Source organism: Ensifer sp. YR511 (assembly GCF_900103045.1).
GTDB lineage: Bacteria > Pseudomonadota > Alphaproteobacteria > Rhizobiales > Rhizobiaceae > Ensifer > Ensifer adhaerens.
Genome location: NZ_FNGR01000003.1, coordinates 372,464 through 395,340 on the forward strand (window position 1 = coordinate 372,464; position 22,877 = coordinate 395,340).

Below are 22,877 nucleotides of genomic sequence, written 5' to 3' on the forward strand. Positions count from 1 at the left end.
ATGAGACATGACGAAAGTCTTCGTTTACGACCACGTGCGCACACCGCGCGGCCGTGGCAAGAAGGACGGATCGCTGCACGAAGTGCCGTCCGTTCGCCTGGCAGCCAAGATGCTGGAAGCGGTGCGTGACCGCAACGACCTCGACACCTCGACCGTGGACGACATCATCATGGGTTGCGTCGATCCTGTGATGGACGCAGGCGCGGTGATCCCGAAGGCTGCCGCCTTCGAAGCCGGTTATTCGACCCGTGCGCCTGGCATGCAGATTTCACGCTTCTGCGCCTCCGGCCTCGACGCCGTCAACTTTGGCGCAGCCAAGATCGCCCAAGGCGCCGACGACATCGTGATTGCCGGCGGCGTTGAATCGATGTCGCGCGTCGGCCTCGGCATGTCGGGCGGCGCCTGGTTCATGGACCCCTCGGTCAACTTGCCGGCCTTCTTCATGCCGCAGGGCGTTTCGGCCGACCTGATCGCCACCAAGTACGGTTTTAGCCGCGACGACGTCGACGCCTATGCGGTCGAAAGCCAGAAGCGTGCGGCGCACGCCTGGGAACAGGGCTACTTCAAGAAGTCCGTCGTGCCCTTCAAGGACCAGAACGGCCTGACCATCCTCGACCGCGACGAGCACATGCGTCCGGGCACCGACATGCAGGCGCTCGCTTCGCTCAACCCGTCCTTCCAGATGCCGGGCGAAATGGGCGGCTTCGAAGCCGTCGGCATCCAGGCGCATCCTGAAATTGAGAAGATCAACTACGTGCACCACGCCGGCAACTCCTCGGGCATCGTCGATGGCGCTGCTGCCGTGTTGCTCGGCTCCAAGGCCGGCGGCGAAAGCATGGGCCTGAAGCCCCGCGCCCGCATCCGCGCCTTCGCCAACATCGGCTCCGACCCGGCACTGATGCTGACCGGCCCGGTCGACGTCACCGAGAAGCTTCTGAAGCGCGCCGACATGAAGCTGTCGGACATCGACCTCTTCGAGCTCAACGAAGCCTTCGCGGCCGTCGTGCTGCGCTACATGCAGGCCTTCGACATCCCGCACGACAAGATCAACGTCAACGGCGGCGCGATCGCCATGGGCCATCCGCTCGGCGCAACCGGCGCGATGATCCTCGGCACCGTGCTCGACGAACTGGAGCGCCGCGATCTCAACACCGCGCTCGTCACGCTCTGCATCGGCGCCGGCATGGGCACGGCCACGATCATCGAAAGGGTCTGACGATGGACGTGATGCGCCGCACCCTTCTCGGAGTGATGGGCCTGGGGCTGCTTGCAGCCGCGGGCTGCGTCTCCGACGAGGAGGAAGGCGGCGACAGCTTCACGCTCACCGGTGCGATCTCCAATGTCGCGAGCGGCCCGGTTCCGGCCGGCACCGTCACGATCCGGCTCGAAGAGCAGGGCGTGATGGACGTCGCCGCCAAGCTGATCGCCGAGACTTCGGTCGTCAGCGACGGCAAGGCCACCCGCGTGCCCTTCGTGCTGCAGGTGCCGAAGCCCGAACTCGACAAGGCTGTCGACGCGGGCTTCACCATCCGCGTCGAGCGCGACGGCCGGCTGATCGCCACCAACACCAGCAAGCAACGTTACAGCGGCGGATCGAACGTCTCGCTGCAGATCGAACCCATTCTCTACTGAGGGGGAGAACCATGACGAAGTATACCAATTTCAAGATCGAGACCGACGCTGACGGCATCGCGCTCGTCACCTGGGACATGCCTGAGAAGTCGATGAACGTCTTCACTCAGGAGGTGATGGAAGAGCTCAACGCCATCGTCGACCAGACCACGGCCGACGCAGCGGTCAAGGGCGTCGTCTTTACGTCCGGCAAGTCGAGCTTCTCCGGCGGCGCCGACCTTTCGATGATCAAGTCGATGTTCACCTTCCAGCAGGAAGAAAAGAAGAAGGATCCGGATAACGCCGCCCAGAAGCTCTTCGACCTCGTTGGCCGCATGACCGGGCTCTTCCGCAAGCTCGAAACCTCGGGCAAGCCATGGGTATCGGCGATCAACGGCACCTGCATGGGCGGCGCCTTCGAGCTTTCGCTCGCCTGCCACGGCCGTGTCGCGTCGAATTCCAAGTCGGTCAAGATCGCGCTGCCGGAAGTCAAGGTCGGCATTTTCCCGGGCGCCGGCGGCACCCAGCGCGTGCCGCGCCTGACCAATGCGCAGGACGCGCTGCAGATGATGACGACAGGCTCGTCGCTGACGGCAGCCCGCGCCAAGGCGCTTGGCCTGGTGCATGAAGTCGTCGATGCCGACAAGCTGGTCGACGCGGCCAAGGCGATGATCAAGAACGGCCTGAAGCCGGTCCAGCCGTGGGACGAAAAGGGCTACAAGGTTCCGGGCGGCGGCATCTGGACGCCGGCTTCGGCCCAGCTCTGGCCGGCCGCTTCCGGCATCCTGCGCCGCGAGACCTACGGCAACTATCCGGGCGCCGTCGCGATCCTGAAGTGCGTCTATGAAGGCCTGCAGGTACCGTTCGACACGGCGCTCAAGATCGAGCAGCGCTACTTCACCGAGATCCTTCAGACGACCGAAGCCTTCTCGATGATCCGCTCGCTGTTCGTCTCGATGCAGGAACTCGGCAAGGGCGCCCGTCGTCCGGCCGGCGTGCCGAAGTCCGAATTCAAGCATGTCGGCGTCGTCGGCGCCGGCTTCATGGGCGCCTCGATCGCCTATGTGACGGCTGCTGCCGGCATTGCGGTGACGCTGATCGACCGCGACATGGAAGCGGCCGAAAAGGGCAAGGCGCATTCGGAAGGCCTGGTCAAGGATTCGATCGGCAAGGGCCGCCTGACCAAGGAAGAGGGCGAGGCGCTGCTTGCCCGTATCACCCCTTCGGCCGACTACAATGACCTGAAGACCGCCGGCCTCGTCGTCGAAGCGGTGTTCGAGGATCGCCAGGTCAAGAAGGACGTGATCGAGAAGGTGGAAGCGGTGATTGCCGAAGACGCGATCTTTGCCTCCAACACCTCGACGCTGCCGATCACCGGTCTTGCCAAGAACTCCAAGCGCCCGGGCCAGTTCATCGGCGTCCACTTCTTCTCACCAGTCGAGAAGATGATGCTGACGGAAGTGATCCTCGGTAAGGAGAGCGGCGACAGGGCGCTCGCCGTGGCACTCGACTATGTCGCGGCGATCAAGAAGACGCCGATCGTCGTCAACGACACCCGCGGCTTCTACGTCAACCGTTGCGTCTTCCGCTACATCCACGAAGCCTATGACATGCTGATCGAAGGCGTGCCGCCGGCGATGATCGAAAATGCCGCCAAGATGGCCGGCATGCCGGTCGGCCCGCTGTCGCTCAACGACGAAGTGGCGATCGACCTCAGCCAGAAGATCCTCAAGGCCACCGTCGCCGACCTCGGCGAAAAGGCTGTCGATCCCAAGCACCTGGCGCTGATCAACAAGATGGTCGACGATCTCGACCGTCGCGGTCGCAAGAACGGCAAGGGCTTCTACGAGTATCCGGCCAAGCCCGCCAAGAAGTATCTGTGGCCGGAGCTGAAAACCCTCTATCCGCAGAAGAACGCAGACAAGATCGATGTCGAGGTGCTGAAGCAGCGGCTTCTCGCGACGATCGCGCTCGAAGCGGCCCGCACCATGGAAGAAGGCATCGTCACCGATCCGCGCGAAGCAGACGTCGGCTCGATCCTCGGTTTCGGCTTTGCTCCCTACACCGGCGGCACGCTCTCCTACATCGACGGCATGGGCGTGAAGGCCTTCGTCGAGATGTGCGAGACGCTCGCCAAGGATTATGGCAACCACTTCAAGCCGACGGCACTCCTCAAGGAAATGGCCGAACGCGGCGAGACCTTCTACGGCCGCTTCGACCCCTACGGCGAGAAGAAGCAGGCGGCGTAAGGTTCGCTCAATAGCATTGGAAGCAGGCCCCCTCGAGGGCCTGTTTTCGTTTGAGCACGGCCTGCTCGAGGCCCTTGCCGGCTTAGCGCCCACCCGGCCGCCATCACTCTGTTACGGTTGTGGTGCTAGGCCTGCGCGGATTGAACCACACTCCATGACGAAGCCATGACCAAAGCCGCCCTCCGCCCCGCCGTCCCCGGCGACGAACCCTATCTGCACTGGCTGGAAGAAGCCTGCATGCGCAACTATGCGATCGCGCTTTGGGGCAGCTGGCGGCCTCGGCTGGCGGATGCACTCATCCTCGGCGAGCATCGCATCATCGCCGTGGGGCACGAGGATGTCGGCTGCGTATCTGTCACGCGGCGCGAGGACCATTTCTGGGTGAACAAGCTTTACGTCGCGCCCGGTCACCAGAAGTGCGGCTACGGTGCGATCGCGCTTCGCCAAGTGCTCGGTGAAGCAAGGGCGATCGGCCTGCCCGTGCAGCTCAGCGTGCTGACGACCAATCCGGCGGTGGCGTTCTACCGCCGCGAAGGTCTTGTGATCTATGAAGAAACCGCCGAGCGGCGCTTCATGACGTCTGACGCGCGTTAAGCTTATCAGCATCTTCTGATTGACGCTCTTCGCGCGCAGGCGCATCCTCCGCGAGGTCAGAGGGGGACACGCCATGAGCGAGCCTGATCTCTATCTTCTTGGGCGCGCCGGGCCCGAAGAAGAACGCCTGAAACGACAGATTGCCAATCTCGCCCCTGATTCCGACCAGCAGCTCGAACGGGTCGGAATCCGGCCGGGCGAACGCGTCGTCGATCTTGGCTGCGGCCCCGGTGGGGTTCTGCACCTACTTGGCAAACGCGTCGGGCCAAACGGATCGGTGCTCGGCATCGAACGCGATCCGAATTTTGTCGAACTCGCCCGCCGTTTCGTTGCCGGCCATGCGCTCCCCCAGGTGGATGTGCGCGAGGGCGATGCCTATGCGACAGGCCTGCCGCGCCGTTCCTTCGACGGCGCTCATATGCGGCTGGTGCTCGTCAACGTGCCGCGGCCAGAGCTGATCGTGCTCGAAATGGTGTCATTGGTACGGCCGGGTGGCTGGATCGCGAGCTTCGAGGCCGATTTCCTCGGACATATCTGCGATCCGCCGCTTGCCGCCTGGGACCGGCTGCTTGCCGCCTATGTCGCCTATTCCGCCGCCAGAGGCATCGACCTCAATATCGGTCGCCGGCTGCATCGTCTGTTCCGGAACGCCGGTATCGAGGCGATATCCGTCGACGCGGTCGAGCATGTCTATCCGCCGGGTCACGACCGCCGGCCGATCCTTCGGGATTTCATCGACAATGTCCGCGGCGGGCTTGTCGCCGAAGGCTTCATCGGCCAGGCCGAGCTCGATGCCGATCTGGAAGCACTCGACCAGCATCTTGCCGACCCAAACGTGCTCGTGACCTCACACATGTTCTTCCGGCTGACCGGCCGTGTTCCCGAGGCGCTCGTCATCCAAGCATGACGACGATTTCCGTCCGTCCCGTATCTCTAAGCGGCGGCACCGGCGCGCCGATGCGCCAGTCGTTCGCCGACGATGATCAGCAGGCCAGCCGCAAAGATCAGCCCGGCGCCGGCAAAGACGTTGGTGGCCGGAACGTCGCCCCAGATCAGGAAGCCGAGCCCGAAGGCCCAGACGAGCGAGGTATATTCGAACGGCGCGATCACCGAGATCGGTGCCCGGCGCATGCCCTCGAACAGCGCGTACTGGGCGATGCCGGCGATGACGCCGGTTCCGGCCATCAGCGCGACGTCGAAGAGCGCCGGCGGTGTCCAGAAAAAGCCGACGGCAAGCCCGGTCATGGCGATGAAAAAGACGTTGGAGATCGTCATCTGCACCAGGGTCGTTTCCTGAAGTGCCGTCTTGCGCAGCATCACCGTGCCGATCGCCCAGAAGACGGCGGCGATAAGCGCCAGGAACACCGGCAGCGACAGTTTCATGCCGGTGCCGAGCGGATCGCAGGCGATGAGCACGCCGACGAAACCGATGAACACGGCGAACCAGCGGATCGGCGGAACGTCCTCCTTCAGGATCGGTACAGCAAGCAGCGTCACGATGATCGGCGCGGCGTAGTAAAGGGTGGTCATCTCCGCCAGGCCGAGGTCGCGCGCCGCGTTGAAATAGGAAAGCCACGCAGCGAGCAGCAAAAGATTGCGCACGAAGAGCGGTTTGATCACCGGCGACGAGATGGCGCTGCGCACCAGCTTGCCGCGACCGATCACAAGGCAGAGCAGGAGAATGGTGATGCTGCGGGTAAACAGGATCTGCCAGACCGAGTAGCCGACGACCAGCCATTTGACCGACGCATCCTGCAGCGAAAACAGGAAATAGGAAAACGTCGTCATGACGATGCCTGACAGGACGGTCTTGTTCATGGGAGCCTCGATCACGCCGGCGGGAGGAGAAGCGGCGGAGCCCGTCTGATAGCGCGGCCGCGACGGGCGCGGAAGGGGCATGTCGGGGCGGCGCTGTGGCGATTTCTTGGGGTGGCTTGCACCACGGATCGGACAGCAAGCTTGATGGAGATCAAGAACCGGCGCTTGCGCCGCTGCTAGAAGGCAGCGATAACGACCATGAAACTCGGGTCCCAACGACATGCAGCCGCTCGCCTTTGCCCTTGCCGCCCTCGTCCTGCTCGCGACGCCCGGTCCGACGAATACGCTGCTTTGGCTCTCCGGCGCATCGGCCGGGCTTCGCCGGTCGCTGCCGCTTTTGACCGGCGAGCTCGGCGGCTATCTCGCGGTGATCATTCCCGCCGTCGCGTTGCTCGCACCGTTCCTTGCCGCCCATCCGAACCTCGGCCTGGCGCTGAGGCTCATTGCCGCCTGCTGGGTTCTCTACCTCGCCTATGCGCTCTGGACGACCGATGCCGAGCGCAGCGAAGGTGTCGTCATCTCCATCCGACAAGTCTTCCTCACGACGCTGCTCAATCCGAAAGCCCTGATCGTCGCCCTGGTGCTGTTGCCGCAGACAGGACTGGCAGCCGTCTGGCCCTGGATCGCCGGCTTCTCCCTGCTGGTCATCGCCGCCGGGTCGACCTGGATCGGGGCCGGCGCCCTGCTGGTGCAGATGTCCAAGGGTCTTTCGGCTTCGCACCTGCCGCGCCGGATCGCCGCCGTCTGCCTCACGCTCTTCTCCGTCGGCATCGCCGGCAGCGCGATCGCCGCCATGCACTAGCAAAAATCCCGGAGGACCAGCACGTGTCCTCCGGGAATCGATCGCTATGCGCGGCCAAACGTTGTGCCTCAGGCAGCAACCGCCTCGCCGAGTTCCTTGGCCAACGCCCCCATCAACTCTTCCCAGCCTCCGCGGCGGTACTCGAGCTTGTCGAGCCCGTCGAGGAAGGCCACCTGTTCGGTAAAGACGAGGCGCGTTCCGGTGCCCGCAGGCTGGATATCGACCGTGGCGACGGAGGCAGAAATCCGCCTGTCGTTCTGCGTCATCGTATAGGCAAAGATGATCCGGCGGTTCTCGACGATATCGAGATAGACGGTATCGTCGTAATAGGTCGTCCCGTCGTCCACGCTGAAGCGACCGCTTTCGCGGCCGCCGACGCGGAAGTCGTGGGTGATCTGCGCCCCGGCTTCGACGTTGACGAACCAGCGCTCCTTTGCGGCTGGCTCCGAGAACGCCCTGAACACCTCAACCGGTGTCGCCTTGAAGTTGCGTTCAATGGTGAAGCTCGAATGTTCCACGGATCTGTCGATCATGTCCTGCCTCCTCTGGGTTGGAAATTGATGGCTTATACACAACTGGTTTCGATTATGAACTGCTATAATTTTGAAATCAGTTGAACGTTAGCGTCAGTGATGCGATAATGCAAGCGGTTTTAAAGAGGTGCCAATGAAGGACGACATGCGCTCGGGTTGCCCGATCAATCTTTCGCTCGAAGTGTTCGGCGACAAATGGAGCCTGCTGATCATTCGCGACATGATCTTCGGCGGCAAACGGCACTTCCGGGAGCTGCTGCGATCGCAGGAGGGTATCTCATCGAATATCCTTGCGGATCGGCTGAAGATGCTGGTCGAACAGGGAATGCTGACGAAGCGCGACGACCCCACGCACAAGCAGAAGGCGATCTACAGCCTGACGGAAATGACGATTGCACTCGTGCCGATCATGGCCCAGCTCGGTGCCTGGGGACGGCGCTACCTGCCGGTCAGCGAAGAGCTCAGCATTCGCGCCGAACTCATGGAGAACGGCGGCCCTGCGCTCTGGGATCGCTTCATGGACGAGCTGCGGCACGACCATCTGGGGATGCCGCTCGATGGCCCGCCGCGGGTGCGCGCCACGCTCCAGGCCGCCTATGAAGAGGTGGTCGCCAGGAAGGCGCAGGAAAAGGCGACGGCCTGACGCTCGCCCGGCGGCCGGTTCAGAGCCCGATCGCCGAGAGCATGACGAAGGTGGCAAACAGCACGAAATGCGTCATGCCCTCGATGGCGTTGGTCTGGCCGTCATTGAGGTTGATCGCGGCAACGATCAGCGTGATCGTCACCATCACCGTCTGCACCGGCGACATCGCCATCAGGAACGGCTGGCCGGTATAGAGCGCGATCGCCTCCATCACCGGCACCGTCAGGATGACGGTCGAAAGCGAAGCGCCGAGCGCGATATTGACGACCGCCTGCATGCGATTTGCGAGAGCGGCGCGCATGGCGGTCATGATCTCCGGAGAGGCGGAAATCGCCGCGACGACGATGGCCGTGACAGCCGGCGGTGCACCGCTCCCTTTCAAGCCCGATGTCAGCAGCGACGACATCACTTCCGCCAGCACACCGATCAGCACGATGCCGAGGATCAGGATCACGATCGACGGCAACACCGGCTGGTCGGGGCCGCCCTCTCTCGCGCTCCCCTCGCCCTTCGCCTTCGGATAGCTGTAGCTGAAGAAGTAGCTGTGCACGCCCACCTGCATGCGCAGGAACAGGGCGTAGAGCGTGATCATCGCGCCGATGGTGAAGGCCGAGTAGAGATGCCATTTCGCCGCCGGCACGAATTCCGGCACGATCATAGAAATCCCCATCGCCGTCAGGATCATCACGCTGTAGGTGCGGGCGGAATCGTCATTATAGGGCTGTTCGCCGTGCTTCAGACCTCCGAGAAGGGCTGCGAGGCCCAGGATGCCGTTGATGTCGAGCATGACGGCCGCATAGATCGTGTCGCGCACCAGCGTCGGCGAGGTCTCGCTGGTCATCATGATCGCCAGAACGACGACTTCGACGAGCACCGCCGAGAGCGTGAGGATCATCGTGCCATAGGGATCGCCGACCTTGGATGCCAGAACCTCGGCGTGATGCGACACCCGCAGCGATGCAAGCACGATCGCAACCACCAGACCGGCGGCACCGAGAAGCGTTGCGAGGCGCCCCATCTCAAGCAGGCGATCTTCGAGCGCAAGCCCGGCGACCGCGGCAAGCATGGCGACGATCAGCAGGCGTTCCGCTTTCATGCGCATCAACAAAACGCCCTCCACCGAAAGCCTGTCCTGCCCATCACCGGAACTATAGGGGCCGCGTCCCGCAAATCAAATGACGGAAAGAGGACTATTTTCCTCCCGATTCTTTACCGCCCTGCAGCGTTTCGGTAGTGTGGCCGGGAACCAAAGCAGCAAGTGGCCGCCTGCCCGGCCTGGATCTCTCGTCATGTTGTCTCACGGCACGATCTGGCACGCTATCGACACCCTGGCCGAGCGCCACCAGCTCTCGCCGTCCGGCCTCGCGCGCCGTGCCGGCCTCGACCCGACCTCCTTCAACAAATCCAAACGTCGCTCCGCCGACGGGCGCGAGCGCTGGCCCTCGACAGAATCGATCGCCAAGGTGCTGGGGGCGACGGGCGCCACCATGGACCAGTTCACCAGCCTACTGCAGCCGGAGGGGGTCCCAGCGCCTTCCGAGCCGGTGGCCGCTGCCACGATCCCGCTGATCGGCTTTGCCCAGGCGGGTGCCGGCGGCTACTTCGACGATGGCGGCTTTCCCGCCGGTCAGGGCTGGGACGTCATCGACTTTCCGACGGATGCGGAAAAGCGCAGCGGCACCTATGCGCTCGGGGTCCAGGGAGACAGCATGCTGCCGCTCTACCGCGACGGCGACATCCTGATCGTCGACCCCGGCGCGCCGATCCGGCGTGGCGATCGGGTTGTGGTGAAGACGCAGGAGGGCGAGGTCATGGCAAAGGTGCTCACGCGCCAGACGCCGCGTGTGATCGAACTTCTATCGCTCAATCCCGAGCATCCGAACCGGAGCTTCGAGACCAGCCAGATCGAATGGATCGCCCGAATTATCTGGGCCAGCCAATAGGACGTCCTTCCTGATGCGGCAGCATTTCTACACCCTTGCCGGCGGCATCGCCGCAATCGCCCTTTTCACCGGCATCCTCTATGCGGGCGCTGTTGCCATCCGCGACCGTGAGACCGCCGCCACACCGGAACTCGTTCTCGAAACGCCCGACATGACAGATTTCGAGGCGACGCCGGATCAGGCCGACGACGAGGTCCCGCTCGATCCCGGCGGCGCGGCGACGACCAGCGAACAATCGCCCACGACGGAAAATGCGGCACGCGCCATCGAGCCACAGCAGTTCGGCCTGCCCGATACGGTCACCAGTGCGCCGCTCGAACGGGTGGAACCGCGTGCGCCGTTGTCGGAACCGAAGAAGGAAGCGAAGGCCGCCGGGCCGACCGTACTCTATCGCCCGGTCGCGGTCGCCGCCGGTGTGATCCAGTTCGACAAGCTGACGCTGCAGATCGACGGCATCGAGCCGGAACAAGCGGAGCGGACCTGCGAAAGCGCCGGCAAGAGCTGGCCCTGCGGCATCGTCGCGCGAACCGCCTTCAGAAACTTCCTGCGCGCACGTGCGGTCAGCTGCGATCTGCCCGAAGGAGATTCCGGCCCTTCGGCCACCGCCTCCTGCACGCTTGGCGGACAGGATCTTGCCACCTGGCTCGTCGACAATGGCTGGGCAACGCCGGTTCCCGGCTCGACCCTCGAAAAACGCGCCGACGCAGCACGCCAGGCGAAGCTCGGTTTTTACGGTGACGATCCGCGCGACCTCAGCCACACGCCGATGACATTCGACGATCCGACCCTCGGCATCGGAGTGGACGCTTCGCAGCCGGACTTGTAAATAGCCGCGACAATTCCCAGCTCTCGACCGTCTGCCGAAAGCGGCAGACGGCTCAACTCTTTGAAACGACGCAATTCCGGATCAGGAACCGTGCCATCCCTGGAATCGCTCTACCGCCGGAAAGCCCATGCAACCAAGCCTCAGCCACCACGAAGCTCTCATCTATGTCATGGTGATGATGTCGGCGGTCGACCGCGAGATGAGCGACGACGAGTTTGCCCGCATCGGCCGGCTGGTTCAATTCCTGCCCGTGTTCGACGGCTTCGACGAGGACAGCCTCGTCCATATCGGCCATGAATGCTCGGCGCAGCTGGCGGCGCCCGAGGGGCTCGACATCATGCTCGAGATCGTGCGCGAAGCGCTGCCGGAGAAGTTCCACGAGACGGCCTATGCGCTCGCCGTCGAGATCGCGGCCGCCGACCAGCGCATCCGCAACGAAGAAATCCGCCTGCTGCAGTTGCTGCGCGACCGGCTTGGCCTCGACAAGCTGACCTGCGCCGCTATCGAGCGCGGCGCGCTCGCCCGCTTCCGCCGATAGGCCGGCCGGTGATCACGCCGAAAAGTTCTGGCGCCTAATAGATTCCGTTCGGGAAGTAGCGCAGGTAGATTTCCTCCAAGCGGCCGCTGCGCGACAGCGCCAGCAGCGCGTGATCGATCGCCTGGGTCAGGGCAGGCTCGGACTTGCGGTTCATGATCGTCAGGCCTTCACCGAGGAAGCGCTGCGAGAAGTAGGCGCCATCGACAAGCGTGCAGCAGCCGCCAGCAGCGCTACCCGAGATCCAGAAGGACAGCTGCATGCCGTCGGAAAACACCGCCGGCACATCGCCCTTCTGCAGAGCCGTCAGCATGGCCTCGCGGTCGGGATAGACCTTGGCCTCGATCTTTGGGAAAAACGCCTTGAACATCGCCTCATGCGTGGTTCCGGCGACGACACCGACCGGCTTCCCCTTGAGATCGCTCGGTGCCGAGACTGCGCCGGCCGCCTTGGTATTGACGGCGAAGCGCGCTGGAAGCCGCATGAAGGCGCGGGAAAAGCCAAAGCGTTGGCGCAGTTCCGGACCGACGGCGATACCGGCGGCCACCGCCTCGCCCTGCCCCTCTTCCAGTGCCGGCAGCAGCTCCGCATAGGTCACGGCCTGGATCTGGCATTTGGCCTCGATGTCGAGCTCGCGGCAGATCTCGCGCACGAGATCGACATGAAATCCCGAAAGCTTGCCGGACTGGTCGATGAAGTTGAACGGCGGAAAGTCCACCGTCGTCAGGAAACGCAGGCGCGCCAGGCCCGTGAGGTCGGGCTTGGCGATGCGTTCGCGCGCGTCGAACAGCAGCGGCAGATCCTTAGCCTCGGCCGCAAGCGGCGTCGCGATCAAGGATACGCAAAGGGCGAAAAAGGAAAGAACTTTCATGGGCAGCGGCCGGCACGTCTCATGTGGCAGGGGCGGCCCTTGGAACCGCGGTGATTCATCGAGCGGTAAAGTAACCGGCCGCAGCGCAGCTGACCATAGGCCGCCACGAGAACGCGGTTACACAAGGAACGGGACGAGAAAGAATGGAGCGGGTGATCGGGATCGAACCGACGACATCCAGCTTGGGAAGCTGGCGTTCTACCGCTGAACTACACCCGCGGCGCCTGCGAAACTTCCCGAACCGGGGCGATCTGTCAAGCACCCTTGCGCGGGATCGCGTAAGGGGCGCTGCAAAATCCCCTACTCGGCGCGGAAATGCTTCGAGAGCTTCAGGCCCTGCGCCTGGTAGTTGGAGCCGACGCCGAGGCCATAGAGACCATCCGGCCGTTCCAGCATGTGTTCGTAGATCAGGCGGCCGACGATCTGGCCGTGTTCGAGGATGAACGGCACCTCGTGGCTGCGCACTTCCAGCACGGCACGGCTGCCCGTGCCGCCGGCCGAGGCATGGCCGAAGCCCGGATCGAAGAAGCCGGCATAATGCACGCGAAACTCGCCGACCAGCGGATCGAACGGCGTCATCTCGGCCGCATAAAGCGGCGGAACATGCACCGCCTCGCGCGAGACGAGAATGTAGAACTCATCCGGATCGAGGATCAGTTCGTCGCGGCCGCGGCTGTAGAGTGGCTCCCAGAAATCGAAGATCGCGTGCTGCGCTTTCTTGTCGACGTCGATGACGGCGGTGTGATGCTTGCCGCGATAGCCGATCAGGCCTTCGGGCCCGGTGCCCTTCAGATCGATCGACAGCGCGATGCCGCCGCCGCTGACGTTCGGCTTGTCGCTCGCCACCAGCACGTCGCTCTCGTGCAGCGCCTGCAGTTCCTGCTCCGACAGAATAGACTGGCCCATGCGGAAGCGGATCTGCGACAGGCGCGAGCCTCGGCGCACGACGATCGGGAAGGTGCGCGGGCTGATTTCGAGATAGAGCGGACCGCTGTAGCCGGCCGGGATCTTGTCGAATTCCTGGGCGCGATCGGTGATGACGCGGGTGAAGATGTCGAGGCGACCGGTCGAGCTTTTCGGGTTGGCCGAGGCCGACATGCCCTCAGGCAGTTCCAGGCTTTCCATCAGCGGCACGATGTAGACGCAGCCCGTTTCCAGCACCGCGCCATCGGTCAGATCGACGACGTGCAGCTTCAGCCGGTCGAGCTTGTCGGCAACGAGGTGAGACGGGCCTGGCATGAAGCTTGCGCGGACGCGGAAAGCCTTCGAGCCTAGGCGCAGGTCGAGGCTTGCCGGCTGGATCTGATCGACATCCAGCGGCTTCTCGCTTTTGAGGCGTCCCGATTCTAACAGCGCGGCGATCGCGCGATCGGCCAAAATCCCAGTGTCGCGGCCCATTGCAGTCCTCTTTTCAGTTGCGAGACAAAACCAAACTCCGGGAATTGACGCAAGCGTACCCTGGCAGTATTGAAGCTTTATCCCGTGGTGATTTGGCCGGTCGGCTTGCAGCCACGTTAAACAAGTAGCTAAAAAGGCCGGGTGTCAAACCGGCCCTTCACGCGGCCGGTTTTTTTGTTTTTGAAAGTGACCGTCACATGAGCAAAAACTGGCGCCCCGCAACGCAACTGGTCCATGGCGGGACCACCCGTTCCCAGCACGGAGAGACCTCCGAGGCGATCTTCCTTACCCAGGGCTTTGTCTACGAGACGTCGGAAGCTGCGGAAGCTCGTTTCAAGGGCGAGACCGAAGGCTTCATCTACGCCCGCTACGGTAGCCCGACCAACGACATGTTTGAAAAGCGCATGTGCATGCTGGAAGGCGCCGAGGATGCGCGCGCCACGGCATCGGGCATGGCTGCCGTCACCGCCGCAATTCTCTGCCAGCTGAAGGCCGGCGACCACATCGTCGCCGCCCGCGCCCTCTTCGGCTCCTGCCGCTGGGTGGTCGAGACGCTGGCGCCGAAATACGGCATCGAGTGCACGCTGGTCGACGGACGCGACCTCGCCAACTGGGAAAAGGCGATCCAGAAGAACACCAAGGTCTTCTTCCTCGAAAGCCCGACCAACCCGACGCTCGAAGTCATCGACATTGCCGGCGTTGCCAAGCTCGCCAACCAGATCGGCGCCAAGGTCGTCGTCGACAACGTCTTTGCGACGCCGCTCTTCCAGAAGCCGCTGGAACTCGGCGCCCATATCGTCGTCTATTCCGCCACCAAGCATATCGACGGTCAGGGCCGTTGCCTCGGCGGTGTCGTGCTTTCCGACAAGGAATGGATCAACGAGCACCTGCACGACTACTTCCGCCACACCGGCCCGGCGATGTCGCCGTTCAACGCCTGGACGCTGCTGAAGGGCATCGAGACGCTGCCGCTACGCGTGCGTCAGCAGACGGAAACGGCCCGCCGCGTGGCCGACTTCCTGGCAGAACAGCCGCAGGTCGCCAAGGTCATCTATCCTGGCCGCAAGGATCATCCGCAGGCCGACATCATCGCCAAGCAGATGACCGGCGGATCGACGCTCGTCGCCTTCGAACTGAAGGGCGGCAAGGATGCAGCCTTCGCGCTGCAGAATGCGCTGGAGATCGTGCGCATCTCCAACAACCTCGGCGACAGCAAGAGCCTGATCACCCATCCGGGAACGACCACGCACAAGAACCTGACCGACGAGGCCCGCGAAGAGCTCGGCATTTCCGCTGGAACCGTGCGCTTCTCGGCCGGCATCGAGGACAGCGACGATGTGGTGGAAGATTTCGCCCGCGCGCTGAAGGCCGTGAAGTCCTGATTTTACGAAGACACGGCCGCCGTGATCAACGGCGGCCGACGCCGCTTGCCGGCCATCACGAGATGGTTTCCGGCGGCGCGGCGCCAAGGTGCCAGGCACGTTTCACCCGCTCGATCGCGTCAGCACGGCCATCCGTCCCATCATGGGATCGCACAATCTTGCCGTTATTCTTGACGAAACCATCTTGCTGTAGAATACCCTGAAAGACCTGAAGCAAGGTGATGCCCATGTATCGCGCTTTGACCCGCGACATAGAAGTTACGGTGGAGCCGTACTATCTCGAAGAGCAGTCGGATCCCGATGACGGCCGCTATGTCTGGGGCTATCGCATCGTCATCTCAAACCACTCGGACGCGTCCGTGCGGTTGATGACGCGCTACTGGCACATTACCGATGAGAACGGGCAAGTCGACGAGGTCAGCGGTCCGGGCGTCATCGGCGAGCAGCCGCTGCTCAATCCCGGCGATACCTATGAGTATTCGTCCGGATGCCCTCTGGATACGCCCTCAGGCGTCATGTTCGGCCACTACAGCATGGAATCGGAAGGCGGAGAGACCTTCAACGTTGCCATCCCCGCCTTCTCGCTCGATTCACCCGGGCTCGTGCGCACCCTGAACTGAAGCGCGTCCTTCGGACTAGCGTCGCTCTAAATCGCGGCCAGTCGGCCGGAAGCGCCCGCTACTGCGGGCGCACCTCGCTTGCTTCGAAGCGATAGGTCGTCGAGCAGAACTCGCAGGTCACCTTGACTTCGCCATCGTCGATGGTGCTTTCGAGGTCGTCCGTGCTCAGGTTGGACAACACCGACTGAAGCTTCTCGCGCGAGCAGCTGCAGCGGTCGTAGACCGCCTGCGGTTCGTAGACGCGGACGCCGCGCTCGTGGAACAGGCGATAGAGCAGCCGCTCGGTTCCGACCATCGGATCGGTCAACTCGTCCATGTCGATCGTTTCGACCATCACCTTGGCTTCGGCCCAGAGATCGTCGTCACCGAACGCGCTTTCACCATCATCACCATCACCGCCGGAAAGGTCGGGCTGGCGCATGCGTTCCGGCGCTTCCGGCAGGAACTGGGCGACCATGCCGCCGGCGCGCCAGCGATGGCGCGGCTTGCCGTTTTCGTCGCGATCGAGAAGCTCGGCCACGCCAAGGCGCACCTTGGTCGGGATCTGCTCCGACTGTCGGAAATAGACGCCGGCGATTTCTTCCAGCGTCGCTCCGTCGAGCGCAACGATCCCCTGGTAACGCTGGGTATGGGCGCCCTGGTCGATGGTGAAGGCGAGCACGCCCTTTCCGAGCAGCTCGTGCGAAAGGGTCCGGCCGTCCTTTTCGGCAGCGGCAAGCGCTTCCTGATCGTAGCGGGCATAGGCGCGCACGCGATCCGGCGTCGAGAAATCAGCGACCACCAGATCGACAGGGCCATCGCCCTGAGTCTGGACGATCAGCTTGCCTTCAAACTTCAGCGAGGTCCCGAGCAACACGGTGAGTACAACGGTTTCAGCAACCAGACGCGCGACCGGAAGCGGATAGTTGTGGCGCTCGAGGATTGCGTCCAGCATGGGGCCGAGCTGCACGGCGCGGCCGCGCACGTCGAGGCCTTCCACCTGGAAAGGCACGACGTGATCGTCACCGGCAAAGTCGAACTCACCAAGCCCTGGCGTCATGTCAGTCATGTCTTGCTCCTTGCCTTCAGCCACCAAGCTGCACCAGAGATATTGCTATCCCCGCGCAACGTGCTCGCTGTCTCAGTTGATCCCGCGATAAACGGATTGTCCACCAGGTATGTGCCGCCGCCATAGCAACGCACCACCTCGACGGTTGCGCGCTCACTACTTTCAGGAGCGCCCGTATGCCGCCTAAATCGTGTCGCACGTGGACAATGTCAAGTGCGGTGAACACGCCCCTATATGGCGCACGCTCGGCGGAGCGCACTGAAGCCTCTTCGCCGTCGCGCGCGACCGGGCAGCCGGCTCAGACGAGCCCCATGCACCAGGCAATGACCGACTTCTGTGCGTGCAGCCGGTTTTCCGCCTCGTCGAAGACCACCGACTGCGGGCCGTCGATGACCTCGTCGGTGACCTCTTCGCCGCGGTGCGCCGGCAGGCAGTGCATGAACAGCGCATCGGAGGCCGCACGCTTCATCAGCGCTTCATTGACCTGGTAGGGCTGGAAGACGTTGTGCCCGCGGGCGCGATGTTCCTGGTTCATCGAGATCCAGGTGTCGGTCACGACGCAATTGGCGTCGGCGACGGCCTGTTCGGCGTCATGACACAAAAGGACCTCGCCGCCATTGTTGCGCGCCCAGTTCAGGAACTTGTCCTGCGGCTCGGAACCGAGCGGCACGGCCATGTTCATGCGGTATCCGAAGCGGGCAGAACCTTCGATCAGCGAATGCAGCACGTTATTGCCGTCGCCGGTCCAGGCAATCGTCTTGCCCTTTACCGGACCGCGATGCTCCTCGAAGGTCAGGATATCGGCCATGATCTGGCAGGGGTGCGTATCGTCGGTCAGGCCGTTGATGACCGGGACCGTCGCATGCTCGGCCAGTTCCAGAAGGCGGCGATGGTCGGTGGTGCGGATCATGATGGCGTCGACGTAACGCGAGAGCACCTTGGCCGTGTCGCCGATCGTCTCGGCGCGGCCGAGCTGCATTTCGGTGCCCGACAGAAACAGGGTTTCGCCGCCGAGCTGGCGCATGCCGACATCGAAGGAAACGCGGGTGCGGGTGGAGGGCTTTTCGAAGATCATCGCCAGCATCTTGCCGGCGAGCGGCTTCTCGGCAGTTCCGGCCTTGGTCGCCGCCTTTCGGACGCGCGCATCGTCGATGATCGTCCGGAGGTCGGCGGCCGTCATGGCCGAAAGATCGAGAAAATGTCTGGTGCCTGCCATCGTACTCGGTTCCTGTCTGAAAAATCGGTCCCTGGTGCGGCACGCTATCCACGTGCCCGCACGAAGGTCATTCTAACGCCTTAGTCGTCCCTGGGTCGCTACCTTCAGGCCGCGGCGTTGCCGCTTGCCTTGCGAACCGCCTCGGCGGCGCGTTCGATACGTGCGAGCCCCTCGCGCGCCTCTTCCGCCGTCACGGTCAGCGGCGGCAGCAGACGCAGCACATTTTCGCCCGCCGGCACGGCCAGGAGCTTTTCGGCGCGGATTTCCTTCAGCAGATCGGCCGAAGGGCCCTTCACCTTGATGCCCAGCATCAAACCGTCGCCGCGGATGTCCTCGATGACATCAGGGAAACGGTCCTTGAGCGACGCAAGGCCCTGGCGGAAGACCAGCGCGACATCGCGCACATGCGTCAGGAATCCGTCGGCCAGAACGACGTCGAGCACGGCGTTGCCGACGGCCATGGCCAGCGGGTTGCCGCCATATGTGGAGCCATGCGTGCCCGCCACCATACCAGATGCGGCTTCCTCAGTCGCGAGGCAGGCGCCGAACGGGAAGCCACCGCCGATACCCTTGGCGACCGCCATGATATCCGGACGGATATCCGCCCATTCATGGGCAAACAGCTTGCCGGTACGGCCGACGCCGGTCTGGACCTCGTCGAGGATCAAGAGCAGGCCGAACTCGTCGCAAAGCGCGCGCAGTTCCTGCATGAATTCCTTGGTCGCCGGACGGATGCCGCCCTCGCCCTGGATCGGCTCGATCAGGATCGCTGCGGTTTCCTCGGTGATCGCATTCTTGACCGCGGCGATGTCGCCGAACGGAACCTGGTAGAAGCCCGGCGCCTTCGGCCCGAAACCTTCGATGTATTTCTGCTGACCACCGGCGGCGATCGTCGCGATCGTGCGGCCGTGGAAGGCGCCTTCGAAGGTGATGACGTGGAACTTCTCCGGGTGGCCCTTGGAGAAGTGGTAACGCCGTGCCGTCTTGATGGCGCATTCCAGCGCTTCCGCGCCCGAATTGGTGAAGAAGACCTTGTCGGCAAAGGTCACTGCCGTCAGCCGGCGGCCGAGGCTTTCCTGGCCCGCAATTTCATAAAGGTTGGACAGGTGCCAGACCTTGTCGGCCTGCGCCTTCAGCGCCTCGACCAGGTGCGGGTGCGCGTGGCCGAGCGAGTTCACGGCAACGCCGGCACCGAAATCGAGATAACGCGTGCCGTCTTCAGCGATCAGCCAGGCGCCCTCTCCTCGCTCGAAACGCAACGGCGCGCGCATGTAGGTATCGTAAAGCGGCGTGGTTGCAGTCATGCGAGGCTCTCCTTCACTCCAGATCGACATCGATCCCGCGCCTCACGCGGGCCGATAAAAATCAAAAATGCCGCCTTTCGGCGGCGCAGGCACTATTCCCATTTCGCGCTGCAATGTCAACAAAACCAAGCCTTGCAGCGCAACATGAAGGGTCGATTCCTGGCAGCAGAAAAATCGTCCGGGAGGGCTTGCAAAAATGCAACGCTGGCCGAGCAAGTTGGGGAAAACTACGAAATCGATTCGGCCTGATTCCCGGGACTCTTGCCACAGAGTCCAGCGGTCAGTACGTTAACATTCAATTACTAGACGCATGCGGCGGACCTAGTCACCAAAAGAGTTATCGCGTTTGCAACCCCGGGGTTTAGCCGGGGTGCGGTGAGGGATTCTGCCATCCCCAACGCTGAGAACGGAGAGTGCAGAAATGAACTGGACTGACGAGCGGGTGGAGAAACTGAAGAAGCTTTGGTCCGAGGGCCTGAGCGCAAGCCAGATCGCGGCGCAGCTCGGCGGCGTCAGCCGTAACGCTGTCATCGGCAAGGTTCACCGCCTGAGCCTGCCAGGTCGCGCCAAGGCCGGCGGCAGCACCACGACAGCAGCCCGTCCGAAGCGCCCGACTTCGGCACCGCGCGCACCGAACTACGCTTCGCGCGTTTCGACCCGCCCGGTTGCACGCGCGGCCGGCGCTGTCGTTCTCAAGGAAGAAATCGAAGTCGATCTCGTTGCCGAGCAGGATTTCAGCACCCGCACCGACGTTGTCGTGCCGATGTCGCGCCGCCTCGAGCTGACCCAGCTCACCGAGCGCACCTGCAAGTGGCCGATCGGCGACCCGCTGAAGGAAGAGTTTCACTTCTGCGGCAACGATTCCCCGGAAGCCTCGCCTTACTGCACCTTCCATGCGCGGCTGGCCTACCAGCCGTCGGGGGAGCGCCGCAGGGCCCGCTGAGAAGCTGGACGGCATCAATAAAAAAGGGGCCGATCGGCCCCTTTTTTTCTTGGCGACTTTCAGACCGCTCAGCTTTCGAGCGAATAGCCGGCGCCGCGAACGGTGCGGATGACGTCGGGCATGTTCGAGAAGTTCAGAGCCTTGCGCAGACGACCGACATGCACGTCGACGGTGCGCTCGTCGACATAGATGTCATGCCCCCAGACGCCATCCAGAAGCTGCGAGCGAGAGAAGACGCGGCCCGGCGAGGACATGAGGAACTCCAGAAGACGGAACTCGGTGGGGCCGAGGCGCACTTCGCGGCTGCGGCGATGAACGCGGTGGGTCTCGCGGTCGAGTTCGATGTCGCCGCAGCGAAGCAGCGTCGACAGCACCTCGGGCTTTGCCCGGCGCAGCATCGCCTTGACGCGCGCCATCAGCTCCGGCGTCGAGAAGGGCTTGACCACGTAGTCGTCGGCACCCGTCGCCAGACCCCGGACGCGCTCGCTTTCCTCGCCGCGCGCCGTCAGCATGATGATCGGCAGACGTTCGGTCTCCGGACGCTGGCGCAGCCGACGGCAAAGTTCAATGCCGGAAACACCGGGCAGCATCCAGTCGAGGATAAGCAGGTCGGGCAGCCGCTCCTGAAGCCGGATCTCCGCCTCGTCGCCCCGCAGGATCGTATCGACGTCGAAGCCCTCGGCTTCCAGATTGTAACGCAGCAGAACGCTCAGCGCCTCTTCGTCTTCGACTACGGCGATTTTTGGCAACATCAGGTAACGTCTCCTTACCGCGGGCGGCCTTTGGGCTCATCGGCCCGGCCGGCGCTCAGACACTCTAAATCTGGAGCACATCCGCCGTTTTCAAAGGCGGGGCGAAAACCGCATGCTTCAGATACAGGAATTCGGGGCCGCGACCGAAGCCGCGACCGGATCAGATTTCAAAGGGCATGCATGCTTACGGCGCGCTTGGCGCTCAGTCGTTGACCGAGCCCAGCGTCGACGTAGTGTCATCCTTCGGACGCTCACCTTCCGGCTGAGCACCCGTCGCCATGTAATAGATCGTCTCAGCGATATTGGTCGCGTGGTCGCCGATGCGCTCGATGTTCTTGGCGCAGAACAGAAGATGCGTGCAGGGCGTGATGTTGCGCGGATCTTCCATCATGTAGGTCAAGAGCTCGCGGAACAGCGAGGTGTAGATCGCGTCGATCTCCTCGTCACGCTCGCGGATGCTGTTGGCCTTTTCCGGCGAGCGCGAGGCGTAGACGTCGAGCACTTCCTTGAGCTGGACGAGAGCGAGCTCTGCCAGATGCTCGAGGCCACGGGCGAGCTTGCGCGGAATGCCGGAGCCGGCGACCGCGATCACGCGCTTGGCGGTGTTCTTGCCAAGGTCGCCGACGCGTTCCAGATCGGAGGCGATGCGGATCGACCCCATGATCTCACGCAGGTCGGCGGCGACCGGCTGACGCTTGGCGATCGTGACGATCGCCTTCTCACCGATCTGGCGCTCGGCGTCGTCGAGGACGGTGTCGTCCGAGATCACCTTCTGTGCGAGAGCCAGGTCGGAGTTGACCAGCGCGCGAACGGACTCGGCGACCATCTGTTCGGCGAGGCCGCCCATCTCCGAGATGCGGCGCGTCAGGTACTTCAGTTCTTCGTCATAGGCGGACATGATATGCATGGACATGATCGTCGATCCTTACGGGCGCTTTGCAGTTACTGTTGCAGCCTTATGCGGCCTCAGCCGAAGCGGCCCATGATGTAATCCTGGGTGCGCTGGTCATCCGGATTGGTGAACATCTTGTCGGTGTCGTTCTCCTCGACGAGATTGCCGAGGTGGAACATGGCGGTGCGCTGCGAAACGCGGGCGGCCTGCTGCATCGAGTGGGTCACGATGACGATCGTGAAGTTCGTGCGCAGCTCGTGGATGAGCTCTTCGACCTTGGCGGTCGCGATCGGATCGAGAGCCGAGCACGGCTCGTCCATGAGGATGACTTCCGGGCTGACGGCGACGGCACGCGCGATGCAGAGACGCTGCTGCTGACCACCGGAAAGGCCGGTGCCGGGCTCCTGCAGACGATCCTTTACCTCGTTCCACAGACCGGCCTTCTGCAGGCTGGTCTCGACCACCTCGTCAAAGTCGGCCTTGGTGCGGGCAAGTCCGTGAATCCGCGGGCCGTAGGCGACGTTGTCGTAGATCGACTTCGGGAACGGGTTCGGCTTCTGGAAGACCATGCCGACGCGGGCGCGCAGTTCGACGACGTCGATCGTCGGGTCGTAGATGTCGTCCTCGTCGAGCGTGATCTTGCCGGTGACGCGGCAGTTCTCGATCGTGTCGTTCATGCGGTTCAGCGTGCGCAGGAAGGTCGACTTGCCGCAACCCGAAGGACCGATCAGCGCCGTGACCGTGTTCTCGCGGATGTTGAGGTTGACGTCGAAAAGCGCACGCTTCTCGCCGTAATAGACCGACACATCCTTGCCGATCATCTTGTAGGGCACGGTGTTCATTTTCTGATCCAGAGCCTTCTCGACTGCTGCTTCTGACATGATGTTCATAGTAATT

Annotated in this window: 25 protein-coding genes, 1 tRNA gene and 1 riboswitch; of the genes, 13 read left to right on the forward strand and 13 right to left on the reverse strand. The window is 63.2% G+C overall.

Translation table 11 applies throughout. The features are described 5' to 3' along the window. Positions 1 to 7: 7 nt before the first annotated feature. From BLU15_RS08890 to BLU15_RS08910, 5 genes are all read left to right on the forward strand, one after another. Positions 8 to 1,216: an acetyl-CoA C-acetyltransferase gene (locus BLU15_RS08890; RefSeq protein ID WP_034797134.1), complete on the forward strand. Its 1,209-nt coding sequence runs from the start codon at positions 8 to 10 to the stop codon at positions 1,214 to 1,216. Positions 1,217 to 1,227: 11 nt separating this feature from the next. Then, the gene (locus BLU15_RS08895; protein ID WP_162727257.1) at positions 1,228 to 1,632 is read left to right on the forward strand and encodes a YbaY family lipoprotein; all 405 of its coding nucleotides are present in this window, start codon (positions 1,228 to 1,230) and stop codon (positions 1,630 to 1,632) included. Between the two features lie 11 nt (positions 1,633 to 1,643). Next, complete coding sequence (locus tag BLU15_RS08900) at positions 1,644 to 3,860, forward strand: FAD-dependent oxidoreductase (protein ID WP_090295014.1); 2,217 nt, start codon at positions 1,644 to 1,646, stop codon at positions 3,858 to 3,860. Positions 3,861 to 4,025: 165 nt separating this feature from the next. Then, positions 4,026 to 4,454: a GNAT family N-acetyltransferase gene (locus tag BLU15_RS08905; RefSeq protein ID WP_090295016.1), complete on the forward strand. Its 429-nt coding sequence runs from the start codon at positions 4,026 to 4,028 to the stop codon at positions 4,452 to 4,454. A 73-nt stretch (positions 4,455 to 4,527) separates the two neighbouring features. Next, a complete protein-coding gene (locus BLU15_RS08910) occupies positions 4,528 to 5,361 on the forward strand; it encodes a methyltransferase domain-containing protein (RefSeq protein WP_090295017.1) in 834 nt (277 codons plus the stop codon). Between the two features lie 26 nt (positions 5,362 to 5,387). Here the strand turns inward: BLU15_RS08910 and BLU15_RS08915 are convergent, their stop codons facing one another. Next, the gene (locus BLU15_RS08915) at positions 5,388 to 6,272 is read right to left on the reverse strand and encodes a DMT family transporter (protein ID WP_090295019.1); all 885 of its coding nucleotides are present in this window, start codon (positions 6,270 to 6,272) and stop codon (positions 5,388 to 5,390) included. Between the two features lie 220 nt (positions 6,273 to 6,492). On the opposite strand from BLU15_RS08915, the gene BLU15_RS08920 reads away from it, so the two are divergent. After that, entirely contained in the window at positions 6,493 to 7,074 is a 582-nt protein-coding gene (locus BLU15_RS08920) for a LysE family translocator (RefSeq protein ID WP_090295020.1), read from the forward strand. 68 nt (positions 7,075 to 7,142) lie between these two features. Here the strand turns inward: BLU15_RS08920 and BLU15_RS08925 are convergent, their stop codons facing one another. Further along, the gene (locus BLU15_RS08925; RefSeq protein WP_090295021.1) at positions 7,143 to 7,607 is read right to left on the reverse strand and encodes an SRPBCC family protein; all 465 of its coding nucleotides are present in this window, start codon (positions 7,605 to 7,607) and stop codon (positions 7,143 to 7,145) included. A 133-nt stretch (positions 7,608 to 7,740) separates the two neighbouring features. Here BLU15_RS08925 and BLU15_RS08930 point away from each other — a divergent pair, with 133 nt between their 5' ends. Beyond that, positions 7,741 to 8,250, forward strand: coding sequence for a winged helix-turn-helix transcriptional regulator (locus BLU15_RS08930; RefSeq protein ID WP_060581860.1), 510 nt, complete (start codon positions 7,741 to 7,743; stop codon positions 8,248 to 8,250). Between the two features lie 19 nt (positions 8,251 to 8,269). Here BLU15_RS08930 and BLU15_RS08935 read toward each other — a convergent pair whose 3' ends face one another. After that, the gene (locus BLU15_RS08935) at positions 8,270 to 9,352 is read right to left on the reverse strand and encodes a calcium:cation antiporter (protein WP_034797145.1); all 1,083 of its coding nucleotides are present in this window, start codon (positions 9,350 to 9,352) and stop codon (positions 8,270 to 8,272) included. 187 nt (positions 9,353 to 9,539) lie between these two features. Here BLU15_RS08935 and BLU15_RS08940 point away from each other — a divergent pair, with 187 nt between their 5' ends. The 3 genes from BLU15_RS08940 to BLU15_RS08950 all read left to right on the forward strand — a co-directional run bounded on the left by BLU15_RS08940 (position 9,540) and on the right by BLU15_RS08950 (position 11,557). Next, on the forward strand, positions 9,540 to 10,193 hold the full coding sequence (locus BLU15_RS08940) for a S24 family peptidase (protein ID WP_060581859.1): 654 nt from the start codon (positions 9,540 to 9,542) through the stop codon (positions 10,191 to 10,193). A 13-nt stretch (positions 10,194 to 10,206) separates the two neighbouring features. Then, positions 10,207 to 11,019, forward strand: a complete 813-nt coding sequence (locus tag BLU15_RS08945) for a thermonuclease family protein (RefSeq protein WP_034797148.1) — start codon at positions 10,207 to 10,209, stop codon at positions 11,017 to 11,019. A gap of 127 nt (positions 11,020 to 11,146) precedes the next feature. Beyond that, on the forward strand, positions 11,147 to 11,557 hold the full coding sequence (locus tag BLU15_RS08950; RefSeq protein ID WP_034797150.1) for a tellurite resistance TerB family protein: 411 nt from the start codon (positions 11,147 to 11,149) through the stop codon (positions 11,555 to 11,557). A 34-nt stretch (positions 11,558 to 11,591) separates the two neighbouring features. On the opposite strand, the gene BLU15_RS08955 is transcribed toward BLU15_RS08950, so the two are convergent. The 3 genes from BLU15_RS08955 to BLU15_RS08965 form a co-directional block, all read right to left on the reverse strand. Beyond that, positions 11,592 to 12,425 carry a transporter substrate-binding domain-containing protein gene (locus BLU15_RS08955; RefSeq protein WP_090295025.1) on the reverse strand — a complete coding sequence of 278 codons (834 nt, stop codon included), beginning with the start codon at positions 12,423 to 12,425 and terminating at the stop codon, positions 11,592 to 11,594. A 144-nt stretch (positions 12,426 to 12,569) separates the two neighbouring features. Further along, positions 12,570 to 12,644, reverse strand: a tRNA-Gly gene (locus BLU15_RS08960). 81 nt (positions 12,645 to 12,725) lie between these two features. After that, the gene (locus BLU15_RS08965; RefSeq protein ID WP_090295027.1) at positions 12,726 to 13,823 is read right to left on the reverse strand and encodes a 2'-deoxycytidine 5'-triphosphate deaminase; all 1,098 of its coding nucleotides are present in this window, start codon (positions 13,821 to 13,823) and stop codon (positions 12,726 to 12,728) included. 74 nt (positions 13,824 to 13,897) lie between these two features. After that, positions 13,898 to 13,976, forward strand: a riboswitch (SAM riboswitch). A 44-nt stretch (positions 13,977 to 14,020) separates the two neighbouring features. On the opposite strand from BLU15_RS08965, the gene BLU15_RS08970 reads away from it, so the two are divergent. Next, a complete protein-coding gene (locus BLU15_RS08970; RefSeq protein ID WP_090295028.1) occupies positions 14,021 to 15,205 on the forward strand; it encodes an O-succinylhomoserine sulfhydrylase in 1,185 nt (394 codons plus the stop codon). A gap of 55 nt (positions 15,206 to 15,260) precedes the next feature. On the opposite strand, the gene BLU15_RS39490 is transcribed toward BLU15_RS08970, so the two are convergent. Then, positions 15,261 to 15,434, reverse strand: coding sequence for a hypothetical protein (locus BLU15_RS39490; protein WP_156552925.1), 174 nt, complete (start codon positions 15,432 to 15,434; stop codon positions 15,261 to 15,263). On the opposite strand from BLU15_RS39490, the gene apaG reads away from it, so the two are divergent. After that, complete coding sequence (gene apaG, locus BLU15_RS08975) at positions 15,433 to 15,825, forward strand: Co2+/Mg2+ efflux protein ApaG (protein ID WP_034797159.1); 393 nt, start codon at positions 15,433 to 15,435, stop codon at positions 15,823 to 15,825. The two genes, BLU15_RS39490 and apaG, sit on opposite strands and share 2 nt — an antisense overlap. A gap of 58 nt (positions 15,826 to 15,883) precedes the next feature. Here apaG and BLU15_RS08980 read toward each other — a convergent pair whose 3' ends face one another. From BLU15_RS08980 to BLU15_RS08990, 3 genes are all read right to left on the reverse strand, one after another. After that, positions 15,884 to 16,873: an Hsp33 family molecular chaperone gene (locus BLU15_RS08980; protein ID WP_034797161.1), complete on the reverse strand. Its 990-nt coding sequence runs from the start codon at positions 16,871 to 16,873 to the stop codon at positions 15,884 to 15,886. Positions 16,874 to 17,171: 298 nt separating this feature from the next. Beyond that, a complete protein-coding gene (argF, locus tag BLU15_RS08985; RefSeq protein ID WP_034797163.1) occupies positions 17,172 to 18,089 on the reverse strand; it encodes an ornithine carbamoyltransferase in 918 nt (305 codons plus the stop codon). Between the two features lie 104 nt (positions 18,090 to 18,193). Then, positions 18,194 to 19,393: an aspartate aminotransferase family protein gene (locus BLU15_RS08990; protein WP_034797165.1), complete on the reverse strand. Its 1,200-nt coding sequence runs from the start codon at positions 19,391 to 19,393 to the stop codon at positions 18,194 to 18,196. 421 nt (positions 19,394 to 19,814) lie between these two features. On the opposite strand from BLU15_RS08990, the gene BLU15_RS08995 reads away from it, so the two are divergent. Beyond that, positions 19,815 to 20,336 carry a GcrA family cell cycle regulator gene (locus tag BLU15_RS08995; RefSeq protein ID WP_034797167.1) on the forward strand — a complete coding sequence of 174 codons (522 nt, stop codon included), beginning with the start codon at positions 19,815 to 19,817 and terminating at the stop codon, positions 20,334 to 20,336. A 68-nt stretch (positions 20,337 to 20,404) separates the two neighbouring features. Here the strand turns inward: BLU15_RS08995 and phoB are convergent, their stop codons facing one another. The 3 genes from phoB to pstB form a co-directional block, all read right to left on the reverse strand. Then, complete coding sequence (phoB, locus tag BLU15_RS09000; protein ID WP_034797168.1) at positions 20,405 to 21,088, reverse strand: phosphate regulon transcriptional regulator PhoB; 684 nt, start codon at positions 21,086 to 21,088, stop codon at positions 20,405 to 20,407. Positions 21,089 to 21,290: 202 nt separating this feature from the next. After that, positions 21,291 to 22,004, reverse strand: coding sequence for a phosphate signaling complex protein PhoU (gene phoU, locus BLU15_RS09005; protein WP_089043230.1), 714 nt, complete (start codon positions 22,002 to 22,004; stop codon positions 21,291 to 21,293). Between the two features lie 50 nt (positions 22,005 to 22,054). After that, a complete protein-coding gene (pstB, locus tag BLU15_RS09010; protein ID WP_034797173.1) occupies positions 22,055 to 22,870 on the reverse strand; it encodes a phosphate ABC transporter ATP-binding protein PstB in 816 nt (271 codons plus the stop codon). Positions 22,871 to 22,877: the final 7 nt, after the last annotated feature.

What these genes read in the sequence shown, in the direction of transcription:
- BLU15_RS08890 (WP_034797134.1), top strand. Translation starts at nt 8, where the DNA reads ATGACGAAAGTCTTCGTTTACGACCACGTGCGCACACCGCGCGGCCGT.
- BLU15_RS08895 (WP_162727257.1), top strand. Translation starts at nt 1,228, where the DNA reads ATGCGCCGCACCCTTCTCGGAGTGATGGGCCTGGGGCTGCTTGCAGCC.
- BLU15_RS08900 (WP_090295014.1), top strand. Translation starts at nt 1,644, where the DNA reads ATGACGAAGTATACCAATTTCAAGATCGAGACCGACGCTGACGGCATC.
- BLU15_RS08905 (WP_090295016.1), top strand. Translation starts at nt 4,026, where the DNA reads ATGACCAAAGCCGCCCTCCGCCCCGCCGTCCCCGGCGACGAACCCTAT.
- BLU15_RS08910 (WP_090295017.1), top strand. Translation starts at nt 4,528, where the DNA reads ATGAGCGAGCCTGATCTCTATCTTCTTGGGCGCGCCGGGCCCGAAGAA.
- BLU15_RS08915 (WP_090295019.1), bottom strand. Translation starts at nt 6,272, where the DNA reads ATGAACAAGACCGTCCTGTCAGGCATCGTCATGACGACGTTTTCCTAT.
- BLU15_RS08920 (WP_090295020.1), top strand. Translation starts at nt 6,493, where the DNA reads ATGCAGCCGCTCGCCTTTGCCCTTGCCGCCCTCGTCCTGCTCGCGACG.
- BLU15_RS08925 (WP_090295021.1), bottom strand. Translation starts at nt 7,607, where the DNA reads ATGATCGACAGATCCGTGGAACATTCGAGCTTCACCATTGAACGCAAC.
- BLU15_RS08930 (WP_060581860.1), top strand. Translation starts at nt 7,741, where the DNA reads ATGAAGGACGACATGCGCTCGGGTTGCCCGATCAATCTTTCGCTCGAA.
- BLU15_RS08935 (WP_034797145.1), bottom strand. Translation starts at nt 9,352, where the DNA reads ATGCGCATGAAAGCGGAACGCCTGCTGATCGTCGCCATGCTTGCCGCG.
- BLU15_RS08940 (WP_060581859.1), top strand. Translation starts at nt 9,540, where the DNA reads ATGTTGTCTCACGGCACGATCTGGCACGCTATCGACACCCTGGCCGAG.
- BLU15_RS08945 (WP_034797148.1), top strand. Translation starts at nt 10,207, where the DNA reads ATGCGGCAGCATTTCTACACCCTTGCCGGCGGCATCGCCGCAATCGCC.
- BLU15_RS08950 (WP_034797150.1), top strand. Translation starts at nt 11,147, where the DNA reads ATGCAACCAAGCCTCAGCCACCACGAAGCTCTCATCTATGTCATGGTG.
- BLU15_RS08955 (WP_090295025.1), bottom strand. Translation starts at nt 12,425, where the DNA reads ATGAAAGTTCTTTCCTTTTTCGCCCTTTGCGTATCCTTGATCGCGACG.
- BLU15_RS08965 (WP_090295027.1), bottom strand. Translation starts at nt 13,823, where the DNA reads ATGGGCCGCGACACTGGGATTTTGGCCGATCGCGCGATCGCCGCGCTG.
- BLU15_RS08970 (WP_090295028.1), top strand. Translation starts at nt 14,021, where the DNA reads ATGAGCAAAAACTGGCGCCCCGCAACGCAACTGGTCCATGGCGGGACC.
- apaG (WP_034797159.1), top strand. Translation starts at nt 15,433, where the DNA reads ATGTATCGCGCTTTGACCCGCGACATAGAAGTTACGGTGGAGCCGTAC.
- BLU15_RS39490 (WP_156552925.1), bottom strand. Translation starts at nt 15,434, where the DNA reads ATGGGCATCACCTTGCTTCAGGTCTTTCAGGGTATTCTACAGCAAGAT.
- BLU15_RS08980 (WP_034797161.1), bottom strand. Translation starts at nt 16,873, where the DNA reads ATGACTGACATGACGCCAGGGCTTGGTGAGTTCGACTTTGCCGGTGAC.
- argF (WP_034797163.1), bottom strand. Translation starts at nt 18,089, where the DNA reads ATGGCAGGCACCAGACATTTTCTCGATCTTTCGGCCATGACGGCCGCC.
- BLU15_RS08990 (WP_034797165.1), bottom strand. Translation starts at nt 19,393, where the DNA reads ATGACTGCAACCACGCCGCTTTACGATACCTACATGCGCGCGCCGTTG.
- BLU15_RS08995 (WP_034797167.1), top strand. Translation starts at nt 19,815, where the DNA reads ATGAACTGGACTGACGAGCGGGTGGAGAAACTGAAGAAGCTTTGGTCC.
- phoB (WP_034797168.1), bottom strand. Translation starts at nt 21,088, where the DNA reads ATGTTGCCAAAAATCGCCGTAGTCGAAGACGAAGAGGCGCTGAGCGTT.
- pstB (WP_034797173.1), bottom strand. Translation starts at nt 22,870, where the DNA reads ATGAACATCATGTCAGAAGCAGCAGTCGAGAAGGCTCTGGATCAGAAA.